The 20,492-nt window shown below is 72.4% G+C and carries 19 protein-coding genes and 1 pseudogene; 11 read left to right on the top strand and 9 right to left on the bottom strand.

What is annotated here, in order from left to right:
* Positions 1-41 precede the first annotated feature (41 nt).
* From ABT154_RS05135 to afsQ1, 3 genes are read right to left on the bottom strand one after another with little or no spacing between them, the layout of a single operon-like run.
* The gene (locus ABT154_RS05135) at positions 42-674 is read right to left on the bottom strand and encodes a hypothetical protein (protein WP_351852954.1); all 633 of its coding nucleotides are present in this window, start codon (positions 672-674) and stop codon (positions 42-44) included.
* Positions 671-2,185 carry an ATP-binding protein gene (locus ABT154_RS05130; protein WP_351853177.1) on the bottom strand — a complete coding sequence of 505 codons (1,515 nt, stop codon included), beginning with the start codon at positions 2,183-2,185 and terminating at the stop codon, positions 671-673. The genes ABT154_RS05135 and ABT154_RS05130 overlap by 4 nt, the downstream gene beginning before the upstream one ends.
* A gap of 11 nt (positions 2,186-2,196) precedes the next feature.
* Positions 2,197-2,874 (bottom strand): two-component system response regulator AfsQ1, encoded by a 678-nt coding sequence (gene afsQ1, locus ABT154_RS05125; protein WP_351852952.1) that lies wholly within the window; start codon positions 2,872-2,874, stop codon positions 2,197-2,199.
* Between the two features lie 168 nt (positions 2,875-3,042).
* On the opposite strand from afsQ1, the gene ABT154_RS05120 reads away from it, so the two are divergent.
* Positions 3,043-3,804: a SigE family RNA polymerase sigma factor gene (locus tag ABT154_RS05120; RefSeq protein WP_351852949.1), complete on the top strand. Its 762-nt coding sequence runs from the start codon at positions 3,043-3,045 to the stop codon at positions 3,802-3,804.
* A gap of 193 nt (positions 3,805-3,997) precedes the next feature.
* Here the strand turns inward: ABT154_RS05120 and ABT154_RS05115 are convergent, their stop codons facing one another.
* A complete protein-coding gene (locus ABT154_RS05115; RefSeq protein WP_332435924.1) occupies positions 3,998-4,693 on the bottom strand; it encodes a uridine kinase family protein in 696 nt (231 codons plus the stop codon).
* A gap of 52 nt (positions 4,694-4,745) precedes the next feature.
* Here ABT154_RS05115 and ABT154_RS05110 point away from each other — a divergent pair, with 52 nt between their 5' ends.
* Complete coding sequence (locus ABT154_RS05110; protein ID WP_351852947.1) at positions 4,746-5,144, top strand: hypothetical protein; 399 nt, start codon at positions 4,746-4,748, stop codon at positions 5,142-5,144.
* A 273-nt stretch (positions 5,145-5,417) separates the two neighbouring features.
* On the opposite strand, the gene ABT154_RS05105 is transcribed toward ABT154_RS05110, so the two are convergent.
* The gene (locus tag ABT154_RS05105; protein WP_351852944.1) at positions 5,418-6,008 is read right to left on the bottom strand and encodes an NADPH-dependent FMN reductase; all 591 of its coding nucleotides are present in this window, start codon (positions 6,006-6,008) and stop codon (positions 5,418-5,420) included.
* Between the two features lie 114 nt (positions 6,009-6,122).
* On the opposite strand from ABT154_RS05105, the gene ABT154_RS05100 reads away from it, so the two are divergent.
* On the top strand, positions 6,123-6,875 hold the full coding sequence (locus ABT154_RS05100; protein WP_351852942.1) for a TetR/AcrR family transcriptional regulator: 753 nt from the start codon (positions 6,123-6,125) through the stop codon (positions 6,873-6,875).
* Between the two features lie 88 nt (positions 6,876-6,963).
* On the opposite strand, the gene ABT154_RS05095 is transcribed toward ABT154_RS05100, so the two are convergent.
* The 4 genes from ABT154_RS05095 to ABT154_RS05080 form a co-directional block, all read right to left on the bottom strand.
* Entirely contained in the window at positions 6,964-7,863 is a 900-nt protein-coding gene (locus ABT154_RS05095) for an aldehyde dehydrogenase family protein (RefSeq protein WP_351852939.1), read from the bottom strand.
* Positions 7,856-9,292: an aldehyde dehydrogenase family protein gene (locus ABT154_RS05090; RefSeq protein WP_351852936.1), complete on the bottom strand. Its 1,437-nt coding sequence runs from the start codon at positions 9,290-9,292 to the stop codon at positions 7,856-7,858. The genes ABT154_RS05095 and ABT154_RS05090 overlap by 8 nt, the downstream gene beginning before the upstream one ends.
* A 5-nt stretch (positions 9,293-9,297) precedes the next feature.
* Positions 9,298-10,257: a deoxyribose-phosphate aldolase gene (deoC, locus tag ABT154_RS05085; RefSeq protein ID WP_351852933.1), complete on the bottom strand. Its 960-nt coding sequence runs from the start codon at positions 10,255-10,257 to the stop codon at positions 9,298-9,300.
* A 175-nt stretch (positions 10,258-10,432) separates the two neighbouring features.
* A complete protein-coding gene (locus ABT154_RS05080; RefSeq protein WP_351853193.1) occupies positions 10,433-10,930 on the bottom strand; it encodes a hypothetical protein in 498 nt (165 codons plus the stop codon).
* Between the two features lie 4 nt (positions 10,931-10,934).
* Here ABT154_RS05080 and ABT154_RS05075 point away from each other — a divergent pair.
* The 8 genes and pseudogenes from ABT154_RS05075 to ABT154_RS05040 all read left to right on the top strand — a co-directional run.
* Positions 10,935-11,444 (top strand): annotated as a pseudogene (locus ABT154_RS05075) (class F sortase); the annotation flags it as partial.
* Between the two features lie 34 nt (positions 11,445-11,478).
* Positions 11,479-12,159, top strand: coding sequence for a PH domain-containing protein (locus ABT154_RS05070; protein ID WP_351852930.1), 681 nt, complete (start codon positions 11,479-11,481; stop codon positions 12,157-12,159).
* A 141-nt stretch (positions 12,160-12,300) separates the two neighbouring features.
* Entirely contained in the window at positions 12,301-12,672 is a 372-nt protein-coding gene (locus tag ABT154_RS05065) for a DUF1508 domain-containing protein (protein ID WP_351852928.1), read from the top strand.
* Positions 12,673-12,750: 78 nt separating this feature from the next.
* Complete coding sequence (gene pstC / locus ABT154_RS05060) at positions 12,751-13,821, top strand: phosphate ABC transporter permease subunit PstC (protein WP_351852925.1); 1,071 nt, start codon at positions 12,751-12,753, stop codon at positions 13,819-13,821.
* A gap of 13 nt (positions 13,822-13,834) precedes the next feature.
* Complete coding sequence (gene pstA, locus ABT154_RS05055) at positions 13,835-15,034, top strand: phosphate ABC transporter permease PstA (protein ID WP_351852923.1); 1,200 nt, start codon at positions 13,835-13,837, stop codon at positions 15,032-15,034.
* Complete coding sequence (gene pstS / locus ABT154_RS05050; RefSeq protein ID WP_351852920.1) at positions 15,031-16,827, top strand: phosphate ABC transporter substrate-binding protein PstS; 1,797 nt, start codon at positions 15,031-15,033, stop codon at positions 16,825-16,827. Before pstA ends, pstS begins: the two co-directional genes overlap by 4 nt.
* Positions 16,824-19,373: a hypothetical protein gene (locus ABT154_RS05045; protein ID WP_351852918.1), complete on the top strand. Its 2,550-nt coding sequence runs from the start codon at positions 16,824-16,826 to the stop codon at positions 19,371-19,373. Before pstS ends, ABT154_RS05045 begins: the two co-directional genes overlap by 4 nt.
* 131 nt (positions 19,374-19,504) lie before the next feature.
* The gene (locus ABT154_RS05040; RefSeq protein WP_351852916.1) at positions 19,505-20,479 is read left to right on the top strand and encodes a substrate-binding domain-containing protein; all 975 of its coding nucleotides are present in this window, start codon (positions 19,505-19,507) and stop codon (positions 20,477-20,479) included.
* Positions 20,480-20,492: the final 13 nt, after the last annotated feature.

The raw sequence follows: 20,492 nt of genomic DNA, 5'->3' as shown, positions 1-20,492 counted from the left end.
GTGGCGCAGCCCGTGACGGCCGCCGCCGGACCGCCCGTCGATCAGCCCGTCGCGGTCGCCGCCGGGGCGGTCACGGCCGCCGTCGGCGGGGCCGACTCCGGGCGCTCGCGCAGCTCCGCCGTACAGCGGTGGCGCTTCGGCGGGTACGCCCCCGGGCCGCCGAGCAGCACCGAGTGGCCGCCCGCGCCCGCCGAACTCTCCGCGAAGGAGCAGACGAGCTGCGAGAACGCCATGGGCGCCAGGTCCTCCGGCTGACGGCTCAGCCGCAGCGTGCCCGCCGGGTCGCCCCGGTGACCGCCGCCCACCGTCAGCGGACCGCGCACCGCCGTCGTGAACCCGGCCTGCCGCTCGGTGTCCGAGGGCTCGGCGAGCAGCTGCGCCAGCAGGCCCCGCGCCGTGCGCACCGGGTCGCCGCCCGCCTTCTCCTCCGGCAGCGGCGACCGCCGGTCCACCGCCTCCAGCTGGGAGCCGCAGAGCAGGTACACCCGGACCGGCACGCCCTGGAGCGGTGCCCCCGTCGTGGCCTCGTCGGTCGTCCGGCAGGGGACCCGGGACGGGGCGGCGCCCGCGTCGACCGGGACCGAGGTGGTCCTGATCCCGCAGCCGGTCACCAGCGCGCCCAGCGCGAGGAGCCCGGCCGCCAGGGCCGTCCGCCCGTAGGTGCGGCGTCTCACTCTTCCTCCACCTCGCCCTGACTGCTGCGGGTCTGCACCTCGCGCGTGATCCCCGAGGCGTCCAGCGGCAGCCGCAGCACGAACACCGCGCCGTCCACCGTCCCGTCCTCGCCCACCGAGTTGGACGCGGTGATCGAACCGCCGTGGATCAGCGCGTTCTCCATGGCGATCGACAGACCGAGCCCGCTGCCGTCCGACTTCGGCCGGGAGGCGCTCGCCTTGTAGAAGCGGTCGAAGACGTGCGGCAGCACCTCCTCGGGGATGCCGGGGCCGTGGTCGCGCACCGCGATGACCAGCTCGTCGTCCTCGGTGCGCACCGACACCCGCACCGGCGAACCGCCGTGCTTCAGCGCGTTCCCGATGAGGTTCGCCAGGATCACGTCGAGTCGGCGTGGGTCGAGCGGTGCCACGATCCCGCGCTCGGCGTCCAGGTCGACCGCGTCCAGCCAGGCGCGCGCGTCGATGCACGCGGTGATCTGGTCGGCGATGTCCACCTCGTCGAGGACGAGCCGGGCGGTGCCCGCGTCGAAGCGGGTCACCTCCATCAGGTTCTCCACCAGGACGTTGAGGCGCCGGGTCTCGCTCACCACGAGCGCCACCGCGGGGGCGATCATCGGGTCGAGGGAGTCCTGCTCGTCCTCCAGGACCTCCGTGACGGCCGTCAGGGCGGTCAGCGGGGTGCGCAGCTCGTGCGACATGTCGGCGACGAAGCGCCGGGAGGACTCCTCCCGGGCGCTCATGTCCGCGACCTTCTTCTGCAGGGACTCGGCCGCGCTGTTGAACGTACGGGTGAGATCGGCCAGTTCGTCCGCGCCGGTGACCCGGAGCCGGGTGTCGAGCTTGCCCTCGCCGAGCTGCCGGGCCGCGTCGCCGAGCCGGTGCACCGGGCGCAGCACGGTCGTCGCCGCGACCTGCGCGAGGAGTACGGAGCCGGCCACCGCGAGCGCGGTGGCGATCCCGAGGGACCAGGCGAGCGAGTTCAGGTCGGCCTTCTCCGCGGCCAGCGACTTGAACATGTATCCGGCGGGTCCGCCGCCGTCGATGCGGGTGCCGCCGACCAGGTACGGGGTCCCGTTCCGCTCCGTACGCTGCCAGAACAGGTGGTACGGGTACGGGTTGGCCTCCGTCACGGGGCGCTCGGTGTCCACCGCGTCCCGCAGCGTGCGCGGCACGTCGGCCAGCGTGAAGTCGTCCGGGTCCGAGGCCCCGACGATCGGCTTGCCCGCGTCCCGCTCGCCCAGCAGCAGCACCTGGTAGTTGGCGCTGCCGCTCGCCATCTGCTCGGCGGTCCGCCGCAGGTCGTCCTGGGTGGGCCGGAGCGGCAGCGTCGCCACCCGGTTCTGCATCTCCTGCCGGAAGTCGTTGAGCGCCCCGTCCTGGGTGCGGGTGAGCACCGCCTCCCGGTTCAGCCAGTACGCGATGCCGGAGGCGGCGACGGCGGCGGTGAGGGCGACGAGCGCGAAGACGACCACGAGACGCAGCCGCAGGCTGGAGAGCCGCAGCCACGTCATGATTCCCTTGCTCACGCAGGAACGTCCAGCCGGTAGCCGACCCCGCGCACGGTCCGGATGAGCGTCGGCGAGGACGGCACGTCCTCCACCTTGGCGCGCAGCCGCTGCACACAGGCGTCGACGAGCCGGGAGTCGCCCAGGTAGTCGTGCTCCCACACGAGCCGCAGCAACTGCTGCCGGGAGAGCGCCTGTCCGGGCCGGCGGCTCAGTTCGAGGAGGAGGCGCAGCTCGGTCGGGGTGAGCTGGAGGTCCTCGCCGTTCTTGGTGACCGTCATCGCGGAGCGGTCGATCACCAGCGAGCCGTACGTCGCCGAATCGGTCGACTCCCGCTCGCCGCGCCGCAGTACGGCCCGGATGCGCGCGTCGAGGACCCGGCCCTGGACCGGCTTCACGACGTAGTCGTCGGCGCCGGACTCCAGGCCCACGACCACGTCGATGTCGTCGCTGCGGGCGGTCAGCAGGATGATCGGCAACTGGTCGGTGCGGCGGATGCGCCGGCAGACCTCGAAGCCGTCGATGCCCGGCAGCATGACGTCGAGCACGACCAGGTCGGGGCGCTGCTCGCGCAGCAGCTGGAGGCCGTCCTCTCCGGTCGCGGCAGCGGCCACCCGGTGGCCCTGCCGTGACAGGGAGAGTTCGAGGGCCGTGCGGATGGCGTCGTCGTCCTCGATCAGCAACAGAAAAGGCACGGACGCATTCTGTCGCATGCGGCCGTCCGAGTTCGACCGCGGGGAGGCGCGCTTCTGTTCCGGGCCCTGTGACACGCCTGTGACAGTCGGCGGACAACGCCATGAAGTCCGCTGGGCAAGCTTCATTGCACACGGACCGAACACACTCCAACCGACGGGGGGCGCGAGATGAACGCACTGCACAGCAGCACCTCAAGCGCAGTAGTCACGCGTCTCCACGACGTCGTACGGAGCACGGAGAAGTCCGGCGGTGTCGGGGGCACCTCCCTGCTCGAGCGAAGCCGAGAGCTTGGGGGAGGGCGGGGGTGCGTTCGCGGCGTCGGGCGTCAGCGCAAGGCGCCGTACATGGCGGCCGTCGCTGACGGGGGAGCGGCGTACGGGGAGGTCACGGGGGAACGCGTCAACTGTTCGGAGGCCGAGTTCACGGCCTACGTCCAGGAGCGTCGTGCCTCCCTGTACGCCACCGCCTACCACCTCACCGGTGACCGGTTCGAGGCCGAGGACCTGCTCCAGAGCGCGCTGTTCTCGACGTACCGCGCCTGGGAACGGATCAGTGACAAGGCCGCGGTCGGCGGATACCTCCGCCGTACCATGACGAACCTGCACATCAGCGCCTGGCGCCGGCGCAAGCTGAACGAGTACCCGACCGAGGAGCTGCCGGAGACGGTCGGCGAGACGGACGCGATGCGCGGCACGGAGCTGCGCGCGGTGCTGTGGCAGGCCCTCGCCCGGCTGCCCGAGCTCCAGCGGACCATGCTGGTGCTGCGCTACTACGAGGGCCGGACCGATCCGGAGATCGCGGAGATCCTGGACATCAGTGTCGGCACGGTGAAGTCGAGCATCTGGCGGTCGCTGCGGCGGCTGCGTGAGGACGAGGTGCTCAGCTTCGGCCGTGACGAGGAGGAGTCCTTCGGCGAGCTGGTGGCCTGAAGGTCGGGGGGAACGGGGGAAGGACCCAGGGGGCCACGGGGGAACGAGGCCGTCGGGGGAGCACGGGGGAACCGTACGGGGGTACGGGGGAACGGCGCGGGTCGCACAAGCCGGGGGGCTTGTACGACCCGCGTCGCGTTTTCGTGTCCGGGGTCCGGCGTGTGGCCCGCTCCGTGCGGGCCGGCCGGGTCGGTCAGCCGGCCGCCGGGGTGCGGTGGCGGCCCGCCGCCGCTGCCGCCAGGCGGCCCAGGGCCTCCGGCTTGGCGCAGGGGTGGGCGCCCAGCTCCGTCTGGCGGGCGACGATCGCGCGCTCGGTGCGCATCAGCCGCCAGCCGCGGCGCAGCAGGAACGGCACCGACTTGCGGCCCTCCTTGAGGTCGCGGGCGAGCCGGCGCCGGAAGGTCGTCGAGGGGCGGCCGCGCAGGCAGATCGCGTCGGCGAGGACGTCGAGCTCACGGCAGCGGGTCACGATCTCGGCGGCGAAGATGCCCTCGGCCACGAAGAGCGGCGTCCGCTCGATGTCGAGCCGCTCGCGGCCCACCCGGGAGCTGGTGGAGATGTCGTACACCGGGACGTCGGTCCGCCCCGTACGGCACAGTTCGACGATGGCGGAGACGGCGGCGTCCGCGTCCCAGGACCGTGGGGAGTCCCAGTCGATGTCCGGGCTGCCGTCGACGAGTGGCAGCGACGGGTCGTCGGCCTCCTTGTAGAAGTCGTCGAGGCGCAGCACCGGAAGGCCGGTGACGGCGGCGAGGGACGACTTGCCGGAGCCGGAGGGGCCCGCGAGCAGGACGACACGGGTCGGGATCGGTTGGGAACTCACGGGACACCAGTGTGAACCATTCCCCCGTGCAGGGGACCCCCGAGGAAGGCCGTTGGTATCGAGCATCACACCTCAACTACTGTCGGTGTCCGCCCGGTCACCCCTCGGAAGGATCATCATGGCGCGTCACGCAGAACCCCGTACCTCCCGCCGCAGTGCCCTGCTCAAGGCGGGGCTGACCGTCACGGCGGCGGGTGCGGCGATGTTCGGCGCGGGTGCGGCGGCCCAGGCCGCGGCTCCGGTGCCGCTGCCCGTCGACTCGCTGACCCGCACGGACGCCGGCGCGGCCGGTGCGGGAGCGCTGTCCGGTGTCGGTCAGGGCCTCGGCCCGCTGACCCGGCTCCAGCTCGACCCGCTGGCCAACACGGGCGTCGACCCCCTGGACAACGGTCTGGGCACCCAGGTCGCCGACTTCAAGCCGGTCGGCACCGCCCTGGTGACCGACCACCTCACGAAGGGCGGGGCAGTGGCCGACCTGCCGGTGGCGGGGCCACTGACCCAGGGGCTGCTTCCGTAACGGGGTCCGCCGGTGCGGGGGTCGCTTCCGTGGTCCCGTCCGCCGCGGTCCACAGCGGCACCTCCCGTACGAGCCGGGCCACGGCGAAGGCCAGTGCGGTGAGCGGATAGGCGGTGACGGCCCGGGAGAGCCGGTCGAGGCCGCCGAGTTCACCCGCGATGGTGGGCAGGGCCGTGCCGACGACGTGCCGTCGAGGGTGGCGAGGACGATGCCGTGCATGAGGCCGGTGACGCCCAGGTAGGGGAGGCGCGTGTCCTGAGGTGTCGTCATGACTCAGGCCGCGTAGGGCTTGTCGGCGCGGGCGCCGCGGAGTGCCTCGGCCCACCAGGTGAGCCGGTCGAGCATGGCCTTGGCGGCGGCGTCGGCCGCCGGGTCGACGGCCCGGCCCTCCGTGTCGAACTGCCCCCAGACGCCCTGGAGTCCGACCGCCTCCCGGATGGTGACGGCGTGCACCTCGGCGAAGACGCCGCGCAGGTGCTCGACGGCGCGCAGGCCGGCGGAGAAGCCGCCGTAGGCGACGAAGCCGACGGGCTTGGCGTGCCATTCGCGGTTGTGCCAGTCGATCGCGTTCTTCAGGGGTGCCGGGTAGCTGTGGTTGTACTCGGGTGTCACCACGACGAACGCGTCGGCGGCGGCCAGGCGCGGTGACACGGCGGCGAGCAGGGCGCGGTCCTCGGCGCGCTCAGGGGCCTGGCCGAGCTGGGGGAAGACGGTCGGCAGCGGGGTCTCGGCGAGGTCGATCAGGTCGGTGGTGAACTCCGGCCGGGTGGCGGCGTGGGTGAGCAGCCAGTTCGCGACGGTGGGCCCGAGGCGGCCGTCGCGGGTCGAGCCCTGGATCACGGCGAGGCGCAGCGGTGTGGGCATGGTTCCCCCTGGAAACAGTGATGTATACGGCGTATGCCGAGTGGTGTACAACGTACACGTCAGTGTGTACAGCGTCCACAGGGCATACGCTGTACGCGAGAGAGGGAGGCCGCAGTGGCGAAGAGGGAAGAGAAGGAAGAGACGGTCGGCGTCTCGCTGTGGGAGCGCCTGGAGCGGCCCGCGGCGGCACCGCGGGCGTCCCTCACCCCCGGCAGGATCGCCGACGCCGCGATCGGCATCGCGGACCGCGAGGGCTTCGCCGCCGTGACCATGCGGAAGGTCGCCGCCGAACTGGGCGTCGCACCCATGGCCGCCTACCGGCACGTCGACGGCAAGGACGAGCTGTGGGCGCTCATGATCGACCGCGTCTCCGGCGAGCTGGAGCCCGCGGACGAGGTGTCCGGCTGGCGCGAGACGCTCCGCGCCCACGCGCTGCGCACCCGCGACACGATGCTGCGCCACCCCTGGCTGTCCCACATGCCGGCGCCGCTCTTCGCGCTCACCCCGAACCGGATGGCGGCGGCCGAACGCCAGCTGGCCGCCCTCGACGGCCTCGGCCTCGACGTCGACACGATGATGGCCGCGTTCCGGGCGGTCAACGCCTATGTGCACGGCGCCACGCAGTCGGAGGCGGCGCTGCGTCAGTACATGGCGGAACAGGGCTGGCAGAGCGGCGACGAGTCGCGGCGGGGGCTCGCCCCGCAGATGGCGTACCTGATGGAGACCGGGCGCTACCCGACCTACCGGCGCTACACACAGGGCGCGGCGCGCAAGGACGACGCGGAATGGCAGTTCGTGACGGGGCTCGACTGCGTGCTCGACGGCGTCGCCGGGCTGGTGGAGCGGGGCACCCCCGGACGGGCATGAGGAACGGCCCCGGGCGGGCATGGGAGACGGCCCCGGGCGGGCATGGGAGACGGCCCCCGGGATCACCCGGGGGCCGTCTCTCACGGTGCTAGTACGAGGAGCCGCCCGCGCCCAGGCTGCCCGTCGGGTGCCAGACCGTCTTCGTCTCCAGGAACGCCGTCATGCGGTCCGTGCCCGGGGGCTCCGCGAAGTCCTCGGTGCGCGGGCGCAGGACGCGCTTGAGGTTGTCCGCCGCCGCGATCTCCAGGTCGCGCGCGAGGTCGCCCTCGGTCGCGCCCGTCAGGTCGATCGCGTTGACGTCCTGGTGGGCCGCCAGGTGCGGGGCCATCTCGGAGGCCTTGCCGGACAGGATGTTGACCACACCGCCGGGGAGGTCGGAGGTGGCCAGGACCTCGCCGAGCGAGAGCGCCGGGAGCGGGGACTTCTCGCTCGCGATCACCACGGCGGTGTTGCCCGTCGCGATCACCGGGGCGATCACCGAGACCAGGCCCAGGAAGGACGAGTCCCGCGGGGCCACGACCGTGACGACACCGGTCGGCTCGGGGGTCGACAGGTTGAAGTACGGGCCCGCGACCGGGTTGGCGCCGCCCACGACCTGGGCGATCTTGTCCGTCCAGCCCGCGTACCAGACCCAGCGGTCGATCGCCGCGTCGACGACGACGGCCGCCTTCGACTTCGACAGGCCCTCGGCCTCCGCGACCTCGCGGACGAACTGGTCCCGGCGGCCCTCCAGCATCTCGGCGACGCGGTAGAGGACCTGGCCGCGGTTGTACGCGGTCGCGCCCGACCAGCCGCCGAAGGCCTTGCGGGCGGCGACGACCGCGTCACGGGCGTCCTTGCGGGAGGAGAGCGGCGCGTTCGCCAGCCAGTTGCCCTTGGAGTCGCTCACCTCGTACACCCGGCCGCTCTCGGAGCGGGGGAACTTGCCCCCGACGTACAGCTTGTAGGTCTTGAAGACGCTCAGACGCTGCTCGGACTTCTCAGACATCGAGGTAGGCCTCCAGACCGTGACGGCCGCCCTCGCGGCCGAAGCCCGACTCCTTGTATCCGCCGAACGGCGAGGTCGGGTCGAACTTGTTGAACGTGTTGGCCCAGACGACACCGGCCCGGAGCTTGCCCGCCACCGCGAGGATGCGGGAGCCCTTCTCGGACCAGATGCCGGCCGACAGGCCGTACTGGCTGTTGTTGGCCTTCGCGACGGCCTCGTCGGGCGTACGGAAGGTCAGCACCGACAGGACCGGGCCGAAGATCTCGTCACGGGCCACCGTGTGCGCCTGCGTGACGTTCGTGAAGAGCGTCGGGGCGAACCAGTAACCGGCCGACGGGATCTCGCACGCGGCGGTCCAGCGCTCGGCGCCCTCCGCCTCGCCCCGCTCCACGAGGGAGGTGATCCGGGCCAGCTGCTCCGAGGAGTTGATGGCGCCGATGTCGGTGTTCTTGTCCAGCGGGTCGCCGAGCCGCAGGGTGCTCAGCCGGCGCTTGAGCGAGTCGAGCAGCTCGTCCTGGATCGACTCCTGGACCAGCAGGCGGGAGCCCGCGCAGCAGACCTGGCCCTGGTTGAAGAAGATGCCGTTGACGATGCCCTCGACGGCCTGGTCGATGGGGGCGTCGTCGAAGACGATGTTCGCGCCCTTGCCGCCCAGCTCCAGGGTGACCTTCTTGTCGGTGCCCGCGATCGAGCGCGCGATGGCCTTGCCGACGGCGGTCGAACCGGTGAAGGCGACCTTGTTCACGTCGGGGTGCGCGACCAGCGCGGCGCCCGTCTCCCCGTACCCGGGGAGGATGTTGACGACGCCCTTCGGCAGCCCGGCCTGGCGGCAGATGTCCGCGAAGAACAGGGCGGTCAGCGGGGTGGTCTCGGCCGGCTTCAGGACGACCGTGTTACCGGTCGCGAGCGCCGGGGCGATCTTCCACGCGAGCATCAGCAGCGGGAAGTTCCACGGGATGACCTGGCCGGCCACGCCCAGCGGCCTCGGGTTCGCCCCGTAGCCGGCGTGGTCGAGCTTGTCGGCCCAGCCCGCGTAGTAGAAGAAGTGCGCGGCGACCAGCGGGAGGTCCGCGTCGCGCGTCTCCCTGATCGGCTTGCCGTTGTCCAGGGTCTCCAGGACGGCCAGCTCACGGCTGCGCTCCTGGATGATCCGGGCGATGCGGAAGAGGTACTTGGCGCGCTCGGAGCCGGGCAGCGCCGACCACTTCTCGAAGGCCTTCCGCGCCGCCTTGACCGCGCGGTCGACGTCCTCGGTGCCCGCCTGGGCGACCTCGGACAGGACCTCCTCGGTGGCCGGGGAGACGGTCTTGAAGACCTTGCCGTCGGCGGCCTCGACGAACTCGCCGTCGATGAACAGGCCGTAGTTCGGCGCGATGTCGACGACGGACCGGGACTCGGGCGCCGGTGCGTACTCGAATGCAGATGCCATGTTGATCAGTCCACCGTCACGTAATCGGGGCCGGAGTAACGGCCGGTCGCCAGCTTCTGGCGCTGCATCAGCAGGTCGTTGAGCAGGCTGGAAGCGCCGAAGCGGAACCAGTGGTTGTCCAGCCAGTCCTCGCCCACGGTCTCGTTGACGAGAACCAGGAACTTGATGGCTTCCTTGGTGTTCCGGATGCCGCCGGCCGGCTTCACGCCGATCTGGACGCCGGTCTGGGCGCGGAAGTCGCGCACGGCCTCCAGCATCAGGAGCGTGTTGGCCGGGGTGGCGTTGACCGCGACCTTGCCGGTCGAGGTCTTGATGAAGTCCGCGCCGGCCATCATGCCGAGCCAGGAGGCACGGCGGATGTTGTCGTACGTGGACAGCTCGCCGGTCTCGAAGATCACCTTGAGGCGGGCGCGGTCACCGCACTCCGCCTTGATCGCGGCGATCTGCTCGAAGACCTGGAGGTAGTGGCCGGCGAGGAAGGCGCCGCGGTCGATGACCATGTCGATCTCGTCTGCGCCGGCGGCGATGGCGTCGGCCGTGTCGGCGAGCTTCACCGGGAGGGCGGCGCGGCCGGCCGGGAAGGCGGTGGCGACGGAGGCGACCTTGACGCCGGAGCCCGCGAGGGCGGCCTTGGCGGTGGCCACCATGTCGGGGTAGACGCAGACGGCGGCGGTCGTCGGGGTCGTACGGTCGGTCGGATCGGGACGGACGGCCTTGGCGGCGAGCGCCCGGACCTTGCCCGGGGTGTCCGCGCCTTCGAGCGTCGTCAGGTCGATCATGGAAATGGCCAGGTCGATGGCGTACGCCTTGGACGTGGTCTTGATCGAGCGGGTGCCGAGGGACGCGGCGCGCGCCTCCAGGCCGACGGCGTCGACGCCGGGCAGCCCGTGGAGGAAGCGGCGCAGCGCACCGTCGGACGCGGTCACGTCGGCGAATGCGGATGCTGCGGGTGCAGTGGTGGGCATGGTCACCAGTCGAGCATATCTACGCGCGTAGCGACCTGTACAGGGGAACGGCTCCACAGAGCCCGAGGTCACAGGCGGGGGTCGGCGCGGTGAGCCGCGCCGGGGCCCCGTCCGGCGGCGCGGTGACCTCCGTCACAGCCCCGTGACATGGAGCGGACAAGTCCTGAATGCAAGATCAATGGATTTCTTCCTGCAGCCGGCCAGACGTCACCGGACACACGTCGGACCGAGAAAAAGCGGCATGCGACTCTCCCATCCACCTGCCTGAACTCCAGGAGTCGTCATGCGCACCGCCCTTCGCACCGCCACCGCCGTCGCCCTCCTCGCGGGCGTCGCGATCACCGCCCCGGCGCTCACCGCCGGAGCCGCCTTCGCGGCCGACGGCCCGGTGGCCGTCACCGCGGCCGATGCGAAGCCGACGGGCGTGACGTCCACGGGCGCCGAGTCCGCCGGCGCGAAGGGCGCCGGCGCGAAGGGCACCGGCGTGAAGGGCGCCGGCGTGAAGGGCGCCGGCGCGAAGGGTGAGGAGGACGGCACCTTCGTCCGGAACCAGATCCTGCCGAACGGCGACATCGCCAGGATCGTCAAGATCGGCGAGGGTCACTACCGCGCCGAGATCACCAAGGAGGGCCAGCGCGTCGGCACGCTGGAGGCCGACGATATCCGCGGCCACCGCCGCCCCCACGCCGACCGCGAGTTCCGCTCCCGTCCGGCCGCTCGCCCGCTCCCTGCCCGTGCGGGTCCGGGTCCCCGCCGCCGGGGTCGACACCGGCCCCGGCGGGCCCGTCCTGGAGCTCGGGCTGACCGCCGACGGCACCGTCGAGGTGCCCTCGGTCGCGGACGCCGACCGGATCGGCTGGTACGACAAGGGCGTCACGCCCGGGCAGACCGGCCCCGCCGTGCTCATCGGGCACTTCGACACCGCCCGCGGCCCCGCACTGAAGAACGTCTCCAAGGCCGCGGTGGGCGACGAGATCGCCGTGACCCGGGCCGACGGCATCACCGCGGTCTTCCGCGTCAGGGAACTGGAGCAGGTCGACAAGGACGCCTTCCCGACCGCCAAGGTGTACGGCGACACCCGGGGGCCCGAGCTGCGGCTCGTCACCTGCGGCGGCGAACTGGTGAACGGCCACCGCCCCGACAACATCATTCTGTACGCGGACCTCGTGGCCACGCGGGCCGCCTGAGCCTCCGCCGCCCCCCTGAGGCACAATCGGCGGCATGACGACCCCCGAGCCGACCCCCGAGCCCAGCCACGAGCCGGGTCGCGAGTCGACCCCCGAGCAGCCGTCCGCCGAGTTCGCCGACCGGGTCTTCCGGTCGCCCCTCGGGATCGCGAGCGGGGTGTTCCTGCTGCTCCTCGCGGCGCTCTTCGCCGGTGACGCGATGGTCAGGGGCGAGGGCCGGTCGCCCTGGATCGCGCTCGCGGGTCTGCTCCTCGCCGTACCGCTGATCGTGGCGTTCACGATCCGGCCGGCCGTGTACGCCAACGACCACCGGCTCCGGATCCGCAACCCGTTCCGGTCGATCACCCTGCCCTGGGCGACCGTCGCGGACATCCGGGCCGGCTACTCCAGCGAGGTCTTCACCCAGGAGGGCGCCAAGTACCAGCTGTGGGCGGTCCCCGTCTCGCTGCGCCAGCGCAAGAAGGCGGCCCGCCGGGCCGCCCGCGCCGCCCATGACGATCCGCACGGCCGTACGTCCACCGCCGCCGACGTACGGGACAGCGCCTCCCGGACGGCGCCCACCGACCAGACCGTCGCCGATCTGCGCGAGCTGGCCGAGCTGCACGCCGGGAACCCGGGGGCGCAGGGCGAGGTGCGGATGCGCTGGGCGTACGAGATCGTCGGTCCCGCCGTGGCCGGACTGCTGCTCCTGATCATCCTGATCGCGACAGGCTGACCGGTTCTCGACGGTGTCCGCCGGGGGCCGGTGTCCTAGGGGCAACGGCCCGGTGAAGCGTGCCACCGCACAATGGTTTAGCACCCAACAGTCACCCCCGTCTCCATAGATTGCGCTTGCCGAGACTGTGGGGGTGGGGCGATGACCAAGGGCACCGGTGTGTCCGGAACGCGCTGTCTGGTCGACATGGGGGCCGACGGACGGTACGGGTGGCGACTCGTCGCCCAGAACGGAAGGGTCGTCGCGCGGTCGGGGGGCTGCTACGACGACCACGCCGGGTGCCGGGCGGCCTTCGCCGCGCTGTGCGCCGGGCACGCGACCCTGGCCGGCGGAGTGCAGCACACCGCCGGCGGCAACGGCTGGGTATGGCTGCTGCGCGACGCCGAAGGGCGTACCGCCGCCCTCTCCGGACGGTCCTACGAGCGCCATTCCACCTGTCGTACCGCCTATGCGCGCTTCCGGGCGCTGATCGCCGAAGAAGGCCCCGGATGGGCCTCAACAGCCTTACGGTGAACGGAAGTTGCCCCGCGCACGCCCCTCGTTCACATCGAGTGGCGCGCATGGCCACCGGGCGGGACTTACGTCCTTCCCGTGACGACCGAGACCCTTGACCCGCCGCCCGGCCCGCCGTCCGGGGGGCCGCCGACCAGCACCCCGCCGTCAGGCGGCCCGGCGGGCCCGCCGACCGACACGCCGAGACGGCTGCACGCCGATCCCGGCCTCCCCGACCGGGTCTTCCGCGCCGTCGCCCGCACCGGCGGCGGCCTCGTCCTCGCGGTCATGCTCCTCGTCGGCGGCTTCCTGCTGCACCGCGCCTGGCAGGCCCTCGACCGCGCCGGCCTCGCCTTCCTCAGCACCGAGACCTGGGAACCGGACGGCGGACGCTTCGGGATCGCGGCCGTCCTCCTCGGCACCGTCCTCATCGCGCTCGTCGCGATCGTCGTGGCCGTCCCGCTCGCCACCGGCGCCGCGCTCTACATCTCCGAGTACGCGCCGCCCCGGCTGCGCCGCACCCTCGTCTCCACCGTCGACCTGATGGCCGCCGTGCCCTCCGTCGTCTACGGCCTGTGGGGCGTCTTCTGGCTGGAGGAGTCGATCCTCCCGATCGCCCGCTGGATCGCCACCTACCTCGGCTGGATCCCGTTCCTCCGGGTCGACGGCGCCGACCCGGACGACCCGCTGGCCCCGCCCACCGTCTACACCTCGTCCACCTTCGTCGCCGGACTCGTCGTCGCCATGATGGTCGCGCCGATCATCTGCTCGATCATGCGCGAGGTCTTCTCCCAGGCCCCGGCCGGCGAACGCGAGGGCGCCTACGCGCTCGGCGCCACCCGCTGGGGCATGATCCGCAGCGTCGTCCTGCCCTTCGGCAAGGGCGGCATGATCGGCGGCACCATGCTCGGCCTCGGCCGCGCCCTCGGCGAGACCATCGCCGTCTACATGGTCATCTCGCAGGTCTTCACCGTCCAGTGGCACGTCCTGCAGACCGGCACCAGCTCGGTGTCCTCCCTCATCGCCCTGCGCTACGGCGAGGCCACGCCCTTCGGGATGTCCGCCCTGATGGCGGCCGGCTTCGCGCTCTTCGTCATGACCCTGATCGTCAACTTCGCCGCCTCGTCCATCGTCGCCCGCAGCCGCTCCGGCGCCACCAGCGACGCGTAACAGGGGAAACCACATGACCATCGCCCCGGAGCGGCCACGGCTGCGCCCGCCCGCCGAGAAGTCCCCGCCGCCCGGACCCGAACACCGCCGGACCACCGGCAGCCTGCGCGCCTCCGACGTGTACGCCGTGCTCGGCGCCGCCGCCGCCTCGCTCGCCCTCACCTGGCTGGTCTTCGCCCGCCTGCTGCCCTTCAGCGGCGCCGTCGGCTTCGCCCTCGTCGCGTACGTCCTCTTCCTCGGGCTCTACGCGCTGCTCGTCTCCTTCGACGAGGACGGGCCCGCCGTACGCGACCGGATCGCCGGCGTCGTCGTCCGCACCTTCGGTCTCGTGCTCCTCACCGTCCTCGTCTTCGTCGTCGCCTTCACGCTCTGGGAGGGCCGCGAGGCCCTCGTCCACCTCAACTTCTTCACCCAGGACATGAGCCTCGCGGGCCCCCTCGAACCGCTCGACGTCGGCGGCATCCTGCACGCCGTCGTCGGCACCCTCGAACAGGTCGGCATCGCCCTCGCGCTCACCGTGCCCACCGGCATCGTCTGCGCGGTCTTCCTCACCGAGGTGCCGGGCGCCTTCGCCCGCCTCGTCCGCACCGTCGTCGAGGCCATGACCGCGCTGCCCTCGATCGTCGCGGGCCTCTTCATCTACGCGACCGTCGTCCTCGGCCTCGGCATGGAGCGCTCCGGCCTCGCCGCCTCCCTGGCCCTCTCCGTGATGATGCTGCCGATCATCATCCGCGCCGCCGACGTCGTCATCCGGCTGGTCCCCGGCACGCTGCGGGAGGCCTCGTACGCCATGGGGTCCTCGCGCTGGCGCACCGTCTGGCACGTGGTGCTGCCCACCGCCCGCTCGGGGCTCACCACGGCCGTGATCCTCGGCACCGCGCGCGGGGTGGGGGAGACCTCGCCCGTGCTGCTCACCGCCGGTTTCACCGCCGAGCTGAACGCCCTGCCGACCTCCGGCGCCCAGGTCTCCCTGCCGCTCGCCACCTTCGAGCTCGTCAAGTCGCCCGAACCGAACATGATCGCCCGCGGCTTCGGCACCGCCGCCGTCCTCATGCTGCTCGTCCTGCTCCTCTTCGTCCTCGCCCGGATCGCGGGCGGGCGCGGCCCCGGACAGCTGACGAAGCGCCAGGAGCGGCGCCGGGCCGAGGCGTCCCGCCGCGACGCCGCCCGCGCGGACCGATCCGCACCCGTATCGCCGAGGAGTACGCCGTGAGAGCCGTGTCCGCCACCCGCACCCTGCTGGGCCTCGCCGCCGTCCTGTGCGCGCTGCTCGCCCTGCTCATCCAGCCACCCGCCGCACAGGCCGCCGGCTACACCAAGATCACCGGGTCCGGCTCCACCTGGAGCTCCAACGCCGTCGAGCAGTGGCGCCGCAACATCGGCGCCAACACCGGGCTGACCGTCAACTTCAACGCCAACGGCTCCTCCCAGGGCCGCGAGCAGTTCAAGAACGGCACCGTCGACTTCGCCGTCTCCGAGATCCCGTACGGCCTCAAGGACGGCAACGCCACCGACGTGCCGCCCAGCCGCGGCTACGCGTACATGCCGATCGTCGCCGGAGGCACCGCCTTCATGTACAACCTGCGGATCAGCGGCCGGCAGGTCACCAACCTGCGCCTCTCCGGACCCGTCCTCGCGCGGATCTTCACCGGCCGGCTGACCATGTGGAACGCGCCCGAGATCAAGGCCGACAACCCCGGCCTCACCCTCCCCGCGCGCCGCATCGTCCCCGTGGTGCGCTCCGACGGCTCGGGCACCACCGCCCAGTTCACGACCTGGCTCGCCAAGGAGCAGGGCGCCGTCTGGAACGACTACTGCCGGCGGGCCGGCCGTGACACGCCCTGCGGCATGACCTCGTACTTCCCGGTGGTGCCCGGCACCACCACCGTCGCCAAGTCCGGCTCCCTCGGCGTCTCCGCCCACGTCCGCCAGCCGCAGGGCGAGGGGGCCATCACCTACGTCGAGTACTCGTACGCGATCAACGCCCACTTCCCGGTCGCCAAGATCCTCAACTCCGCCGGGTACTACGTCGAACCGACCGCCTCCAGCGTCGCCGTCGCCCTGCTTAGGGCCCGGATCAACGACGACAGGAGCTCGACGGACTACCTCACCCAGATCCTCGACGGCGTCTACCGCACCAACGACCGGCGCGGCTACCCGCTCTCCAGCTACAGCTACATGGTCGTCCCCACCACCGAGACCGCCCCGCACACCCGGGACAAGGGCCGCTCGATCGGCACCTTCGCCCGCTACTTCCTCTGCGAGGGCCAGCAGCAGGCCGAGGAGCTCGGCTACTCGCCGCTGCCGAAGAACCTCGTCCAGGCGGGCTTCGAGCAGGTGCGCCGGATACCCGGGGCGCCCACCGGCGCCGTCGACCTGTCCGGCTGCCGCAACCCCACCTTCTCGGCGGACGGCACCAACACCCTCGCCGAGAACGCGCCCATGCCCAAGGCCTGCGACAAGCGCGGCGCGACCCAGTGCGGGGACGGGACGGGCGGCGCACGCGGCTCGAACACCCCCGTGAACAACGGAGGTTCGGCCACGGGCGGAGGCTCCACCGGCGGCAACGGGAACGCGAACGGCTCCACGGCCGGCGGCGGCCAGGGCTCCGGCGCCAACGGCGGCTCCGCCACCGGGGGTTCCGGTGGCGGCACCGGCTCCGCCACCAACGCGGGTACGAGCAACGGCGGTTCCAGCACGGGCGGTACGGCCGCCGGAACCGGCTCGGCCTCCGGCGGCGGCGCCACCGGAGGCGGAGCCGTCGACCCCGACACCGGCGAGATCCTCGCCGGGGACGCGGGCGGCGGCAACGGCGCCTCCGGCGGCGGGGACTCGGGCGCCGGCATCGTCGGCACCCCGGTCACCCTCGCCGCCGAGACCGGCGGCGGCCTGCGCGGGGTCCTCATGGCCCTCTCCGTGGTCCTGCTCCTCGCCACCGTCGTCGGCCCGCCGCTCGTCGGGCGCGCCCTCACCGCCCGCGCCCAGCGCCAGGGAGGCACCCGATGAAGCCCGCAGCCCGGAGGCGGGGCGCCGGCGTCGGCGCCCTGCTCGCCGCCGTCGTCCTCGCCCTGCTGCCGCTGCCCTCGCAGCCCGCGGCGGCGGCTGCCGGGCCCGACGGCTCGGCGCTGACGAAACGCGGCACCAAGGGCCCGTACGACGACTTCTCCGGCCTTGAGGTCACCGTCCACCAGACCAGGAACCTGCGGGCCCAGGGCCTCAAGGTGACCTGGAAGGGCGGGAAGCCGACCCAGGGCTACAACACCGACTACCTCCAGATCATGCAGTGCTGGGGCGACGACCCGGCCGGACCGGAGCGGGAGCAGTGCCAGTTCGGCGCCGGGAGCAAGGGCTCCGACTTCGGTGCCTTCGTCGGCAGCCGCCTCCTCCCGGTCGGCTCCGACCCGCTGGAGAAGCAGTACGCCGCGGAGATCCCCAGCCCGGAGTACCCCGGGCAGACCACCGATCCGTTCGTGCCCTTCACCCCGGTCTCCGGGCCGCCGACGACCAAGCCCACCGACTGGACCTACTTCAGCTCCGGCGACACCAACGAGGAGTTCTTCGCCGCCACCCAGCCCGACGGCACCGGCGAGGCGGCCGTGAGCCTCCAGACCACCCGGGAGGCCCCGCACCTCGGCTGCGGCGACCCCGTCGGCACGGGCACGGACGTCCGGGGCCGCGGCTGCTGGCTCGTCGTGGTGCCCCGCGGCTCCCACGACCCGAACGGCACCCCCGGCACCAACGGACGCCCGGTCACCTCCGGCCTCTCCACCACCAACTGGAACCAGCGGATCGTCTTCCCGCTCGACTTCCTGCCGGTCCGCGAGGCCTGCCCCGCCGACAAGGCGGAGCGCCGCATGACCGGCTCCGAGCTGGTCACCGACGCCCTCACCTCCTGGCAGTCCGCGCTCTGCGCCGAGGGCACCACCCGCTTCACCTTCACCCAGCGCGGCGAGGACCTGGCCCGGGGCAACCTGCTCAGCCCGACCGCCACCTCGCCGGGCCTCGCCTTCACGGTCCAGCCCGTGGAGGGCGGCGAGAAGGCGGGCTTCGTCCACGCGCCCGTCGCCGTCAACGGGCTCACCGTCGGCCTCTACTGGGAGGCGGACAGGATCGGCCTCGTCAGGGACCTGAAGCTGAACCCCCGGCTCCTGGCGAAACTGCTCACCGCCTCCTACCCGTACGACGTCCGGCTGCTCAGCAACACCGCGCCCGTCCCCGACCACCTCAAGGGCAACCCGGAGTCCATCCTCCGCGACCAGGAATTCCTGAAACTGAATCCGGAGTTCACCCGCTTCCCGCAGGCCCCCCAGAATTACCCCGGCGGAATCATGGTCGCCGCCGACCGCTCCGACAGTGCCCGGGTCATCTGGGACTATCTGCGCGCCGACCGGGACGCGCGCGCCTTCCTGGCCGGAAATCCGGACCCCTGGGGAACGAAGATCAACCCCTACTTCAAGAATCTCGGGCTCGCCACCGAGGGCTCCGACGAATTCATGAAGGCGGACCCCACGGAAACGGAACTCGTGCTGCCGCCGAAGGCCATCAAGTACGGCCAGGTCGACCGCTCGCCGTACGCCCTCGACATGCACGACGCCGCACGCTGGGTCCGGCGGGGCACCAACGGGGCCAAGGACCAGGTGGCCACCGACACCGTGACCAACGAGCTGAAGCTCGTCAGCAGCGACATCCGCCCCGGCGGCCGACGCGCCTACGGCATCGTCGACGCCGCCACGGCCGCCCGCTACCAGCTCCAGATCGCCGCCCTGCCGAACGCCGACGGCAACTTCGTCCGGCCCAGCACCCCGTCCCTGCTCGAAGCGGTCGGGCAGCTCAAGGACTCGGCCGTCCCCGGCGTCCTCGCCCCCGACCCGGCCCGGGCCAGGAAGGGCGCCTACCCGCTGACGGTCGTCACCTACGCGGCGGCCTCCACCGCCCTCCCGGCGGACGCCCGCCGGGACTACGCCCGCGTGCTGCGGTACGCGGCGGGACCCGGGCAGAAGCAGGGCACCGCCCCCGGTGAGCTGCCCCTGGGCTACGCCCCGCTGCCCGCGAAGCTGAAGGCGCGGACCGTGGCCGCGGCCGGTCGGCTGGAGCGCGGCACACCGTCGGGACCCGGCACCACCGGGGGGACGGACTCCGGTTCGGGCGCGTCGGCCGGCACCGGCTCCGCCACGGGCGGGTCCGGGGACTCCGGCGGTACGGGGACGGGCGGCGCCACGGGCGGCGGCTCCGGCGGTACGGCCGCCGGGGGCGCGGTGGGCTCCTCCGGCGGGACCGGTGCGGGCGGCGGCTCCGGCACCACGGGCGCGAGCGGCGGTTCCGGCGCGTCCGGCGGCGCGGGCGGCTCCGGCGGCTCCACCGCCGAGCGGCTCGCCGGCACCGGCAGCACCCCCTCCCAGGTCCTCGGCGTCGTCCGCTGGGTCCTCCTCGCGGTCCTCGTCGCCGGCGGCCTCGCGGGCCTCGCGGGGCCCGTCGTCCTGGGAATCGCCGGGCGTCGCCGGATTCCCTCGGATTCACCTAGGACAGGAATTCGTAACCTGAAGAGCGGCTGAAAGTAGTGGTCGCCGCCTTCGCCGTGCGGAATTGTTGTTCCCGGCCGGTCGACGGACCGGCCGGATAAAGAAATCCGGATTTTGCTTGTGCGTCCATTCCATGACATCCGTTTCCACGGAGGAGATCAGAAGTGAACGTCAAGTCCCGCGCTCGTATCGGTGCAGCCCTCGGTGTGGCCGCCCTCGGTCTCGGTGTCGCCCTCGCCCCCGCCGCGCAGGCCGACCCCAGCCCGGTCACCCAGTACCGCACGCTCGCCGGCGTCGGCTCCGACACGACCCAGGACGTCGTGAACGGCCTCGGCAACGTGGTCGTGAACGCCTTCGGCCAGAAGATCATCGCGTCCTGGGACGCCACCGGCACCGCCACCGTCAAGACCAAGGCGACCGGCTGTGTGATCAACCGGCCCAACGGCTCCTCGGGCGGCATCGACGCCCTGCGGAACGCCGTGGACACCAACTCCGGCTGCCTCGACTTCGCCCGCTCCTCGCGCGGCCCGGTCGACAACAGCACCACGGACCTCACCTGGATCCCCTTCGCCAAGGACGCGGTGTCCTGGGTGAAGCGCTCCGACAGCGCGCTGCCCGCCGACCTGACGGTGGCTCAGCTGAAGGCCGTCTACGAGTGCACCACCACGTCCCTCAACGGCGTGGCCCTCACCCCGATCCTGCCGCAGGCCAACTCCGGCACGCGTCAGTTCTTCCTCTCCTCCATCGGCGTGACCACCCCGGGTACCTGCGTCCAGCAGGGCGTCCAGGAGAACGACGGCACCGTCCTCGACAGCGCCGGTGACATCGCGCCCTACTCCGTCGCCCAGTACACGGCGCAGGAGAGGGCCGTCGTCACGGACCGCCGCGGCGCCGCCGTGCTCGGCTCCGTCGCCGGTGTCGCCCCGCGCAACGCCGACAAGACGCTGAACCCGCTCTTCAGCATCAAGCGCGACGTCTACAACGTCGTCCCGACGGCGAAGCTCACCAACGCCACGATCGCCCAGACGTTCGTCGGCTCGGCCTCCAAGGTCTGCGCCGCCGGCACCACGATCACCGACTACGGCTTCGGCACCCTCGGCGCCGACTGCGGCACCACCACCCTCAAGGGCGAGCGCTGATCACCAGGCTCCC

It is taken from the genome of Streptomyces sp. NPDC001728, from assembly GCF_040297565.1.
Lineage (GTDB): Bacteria > Actinomycetota > Actinomycetes > Streptomycetales > Streptomycetaceae > Streptomyces.
This window is presented reverse-complemented; position numbering and strand designations above follow the sequence as displayed.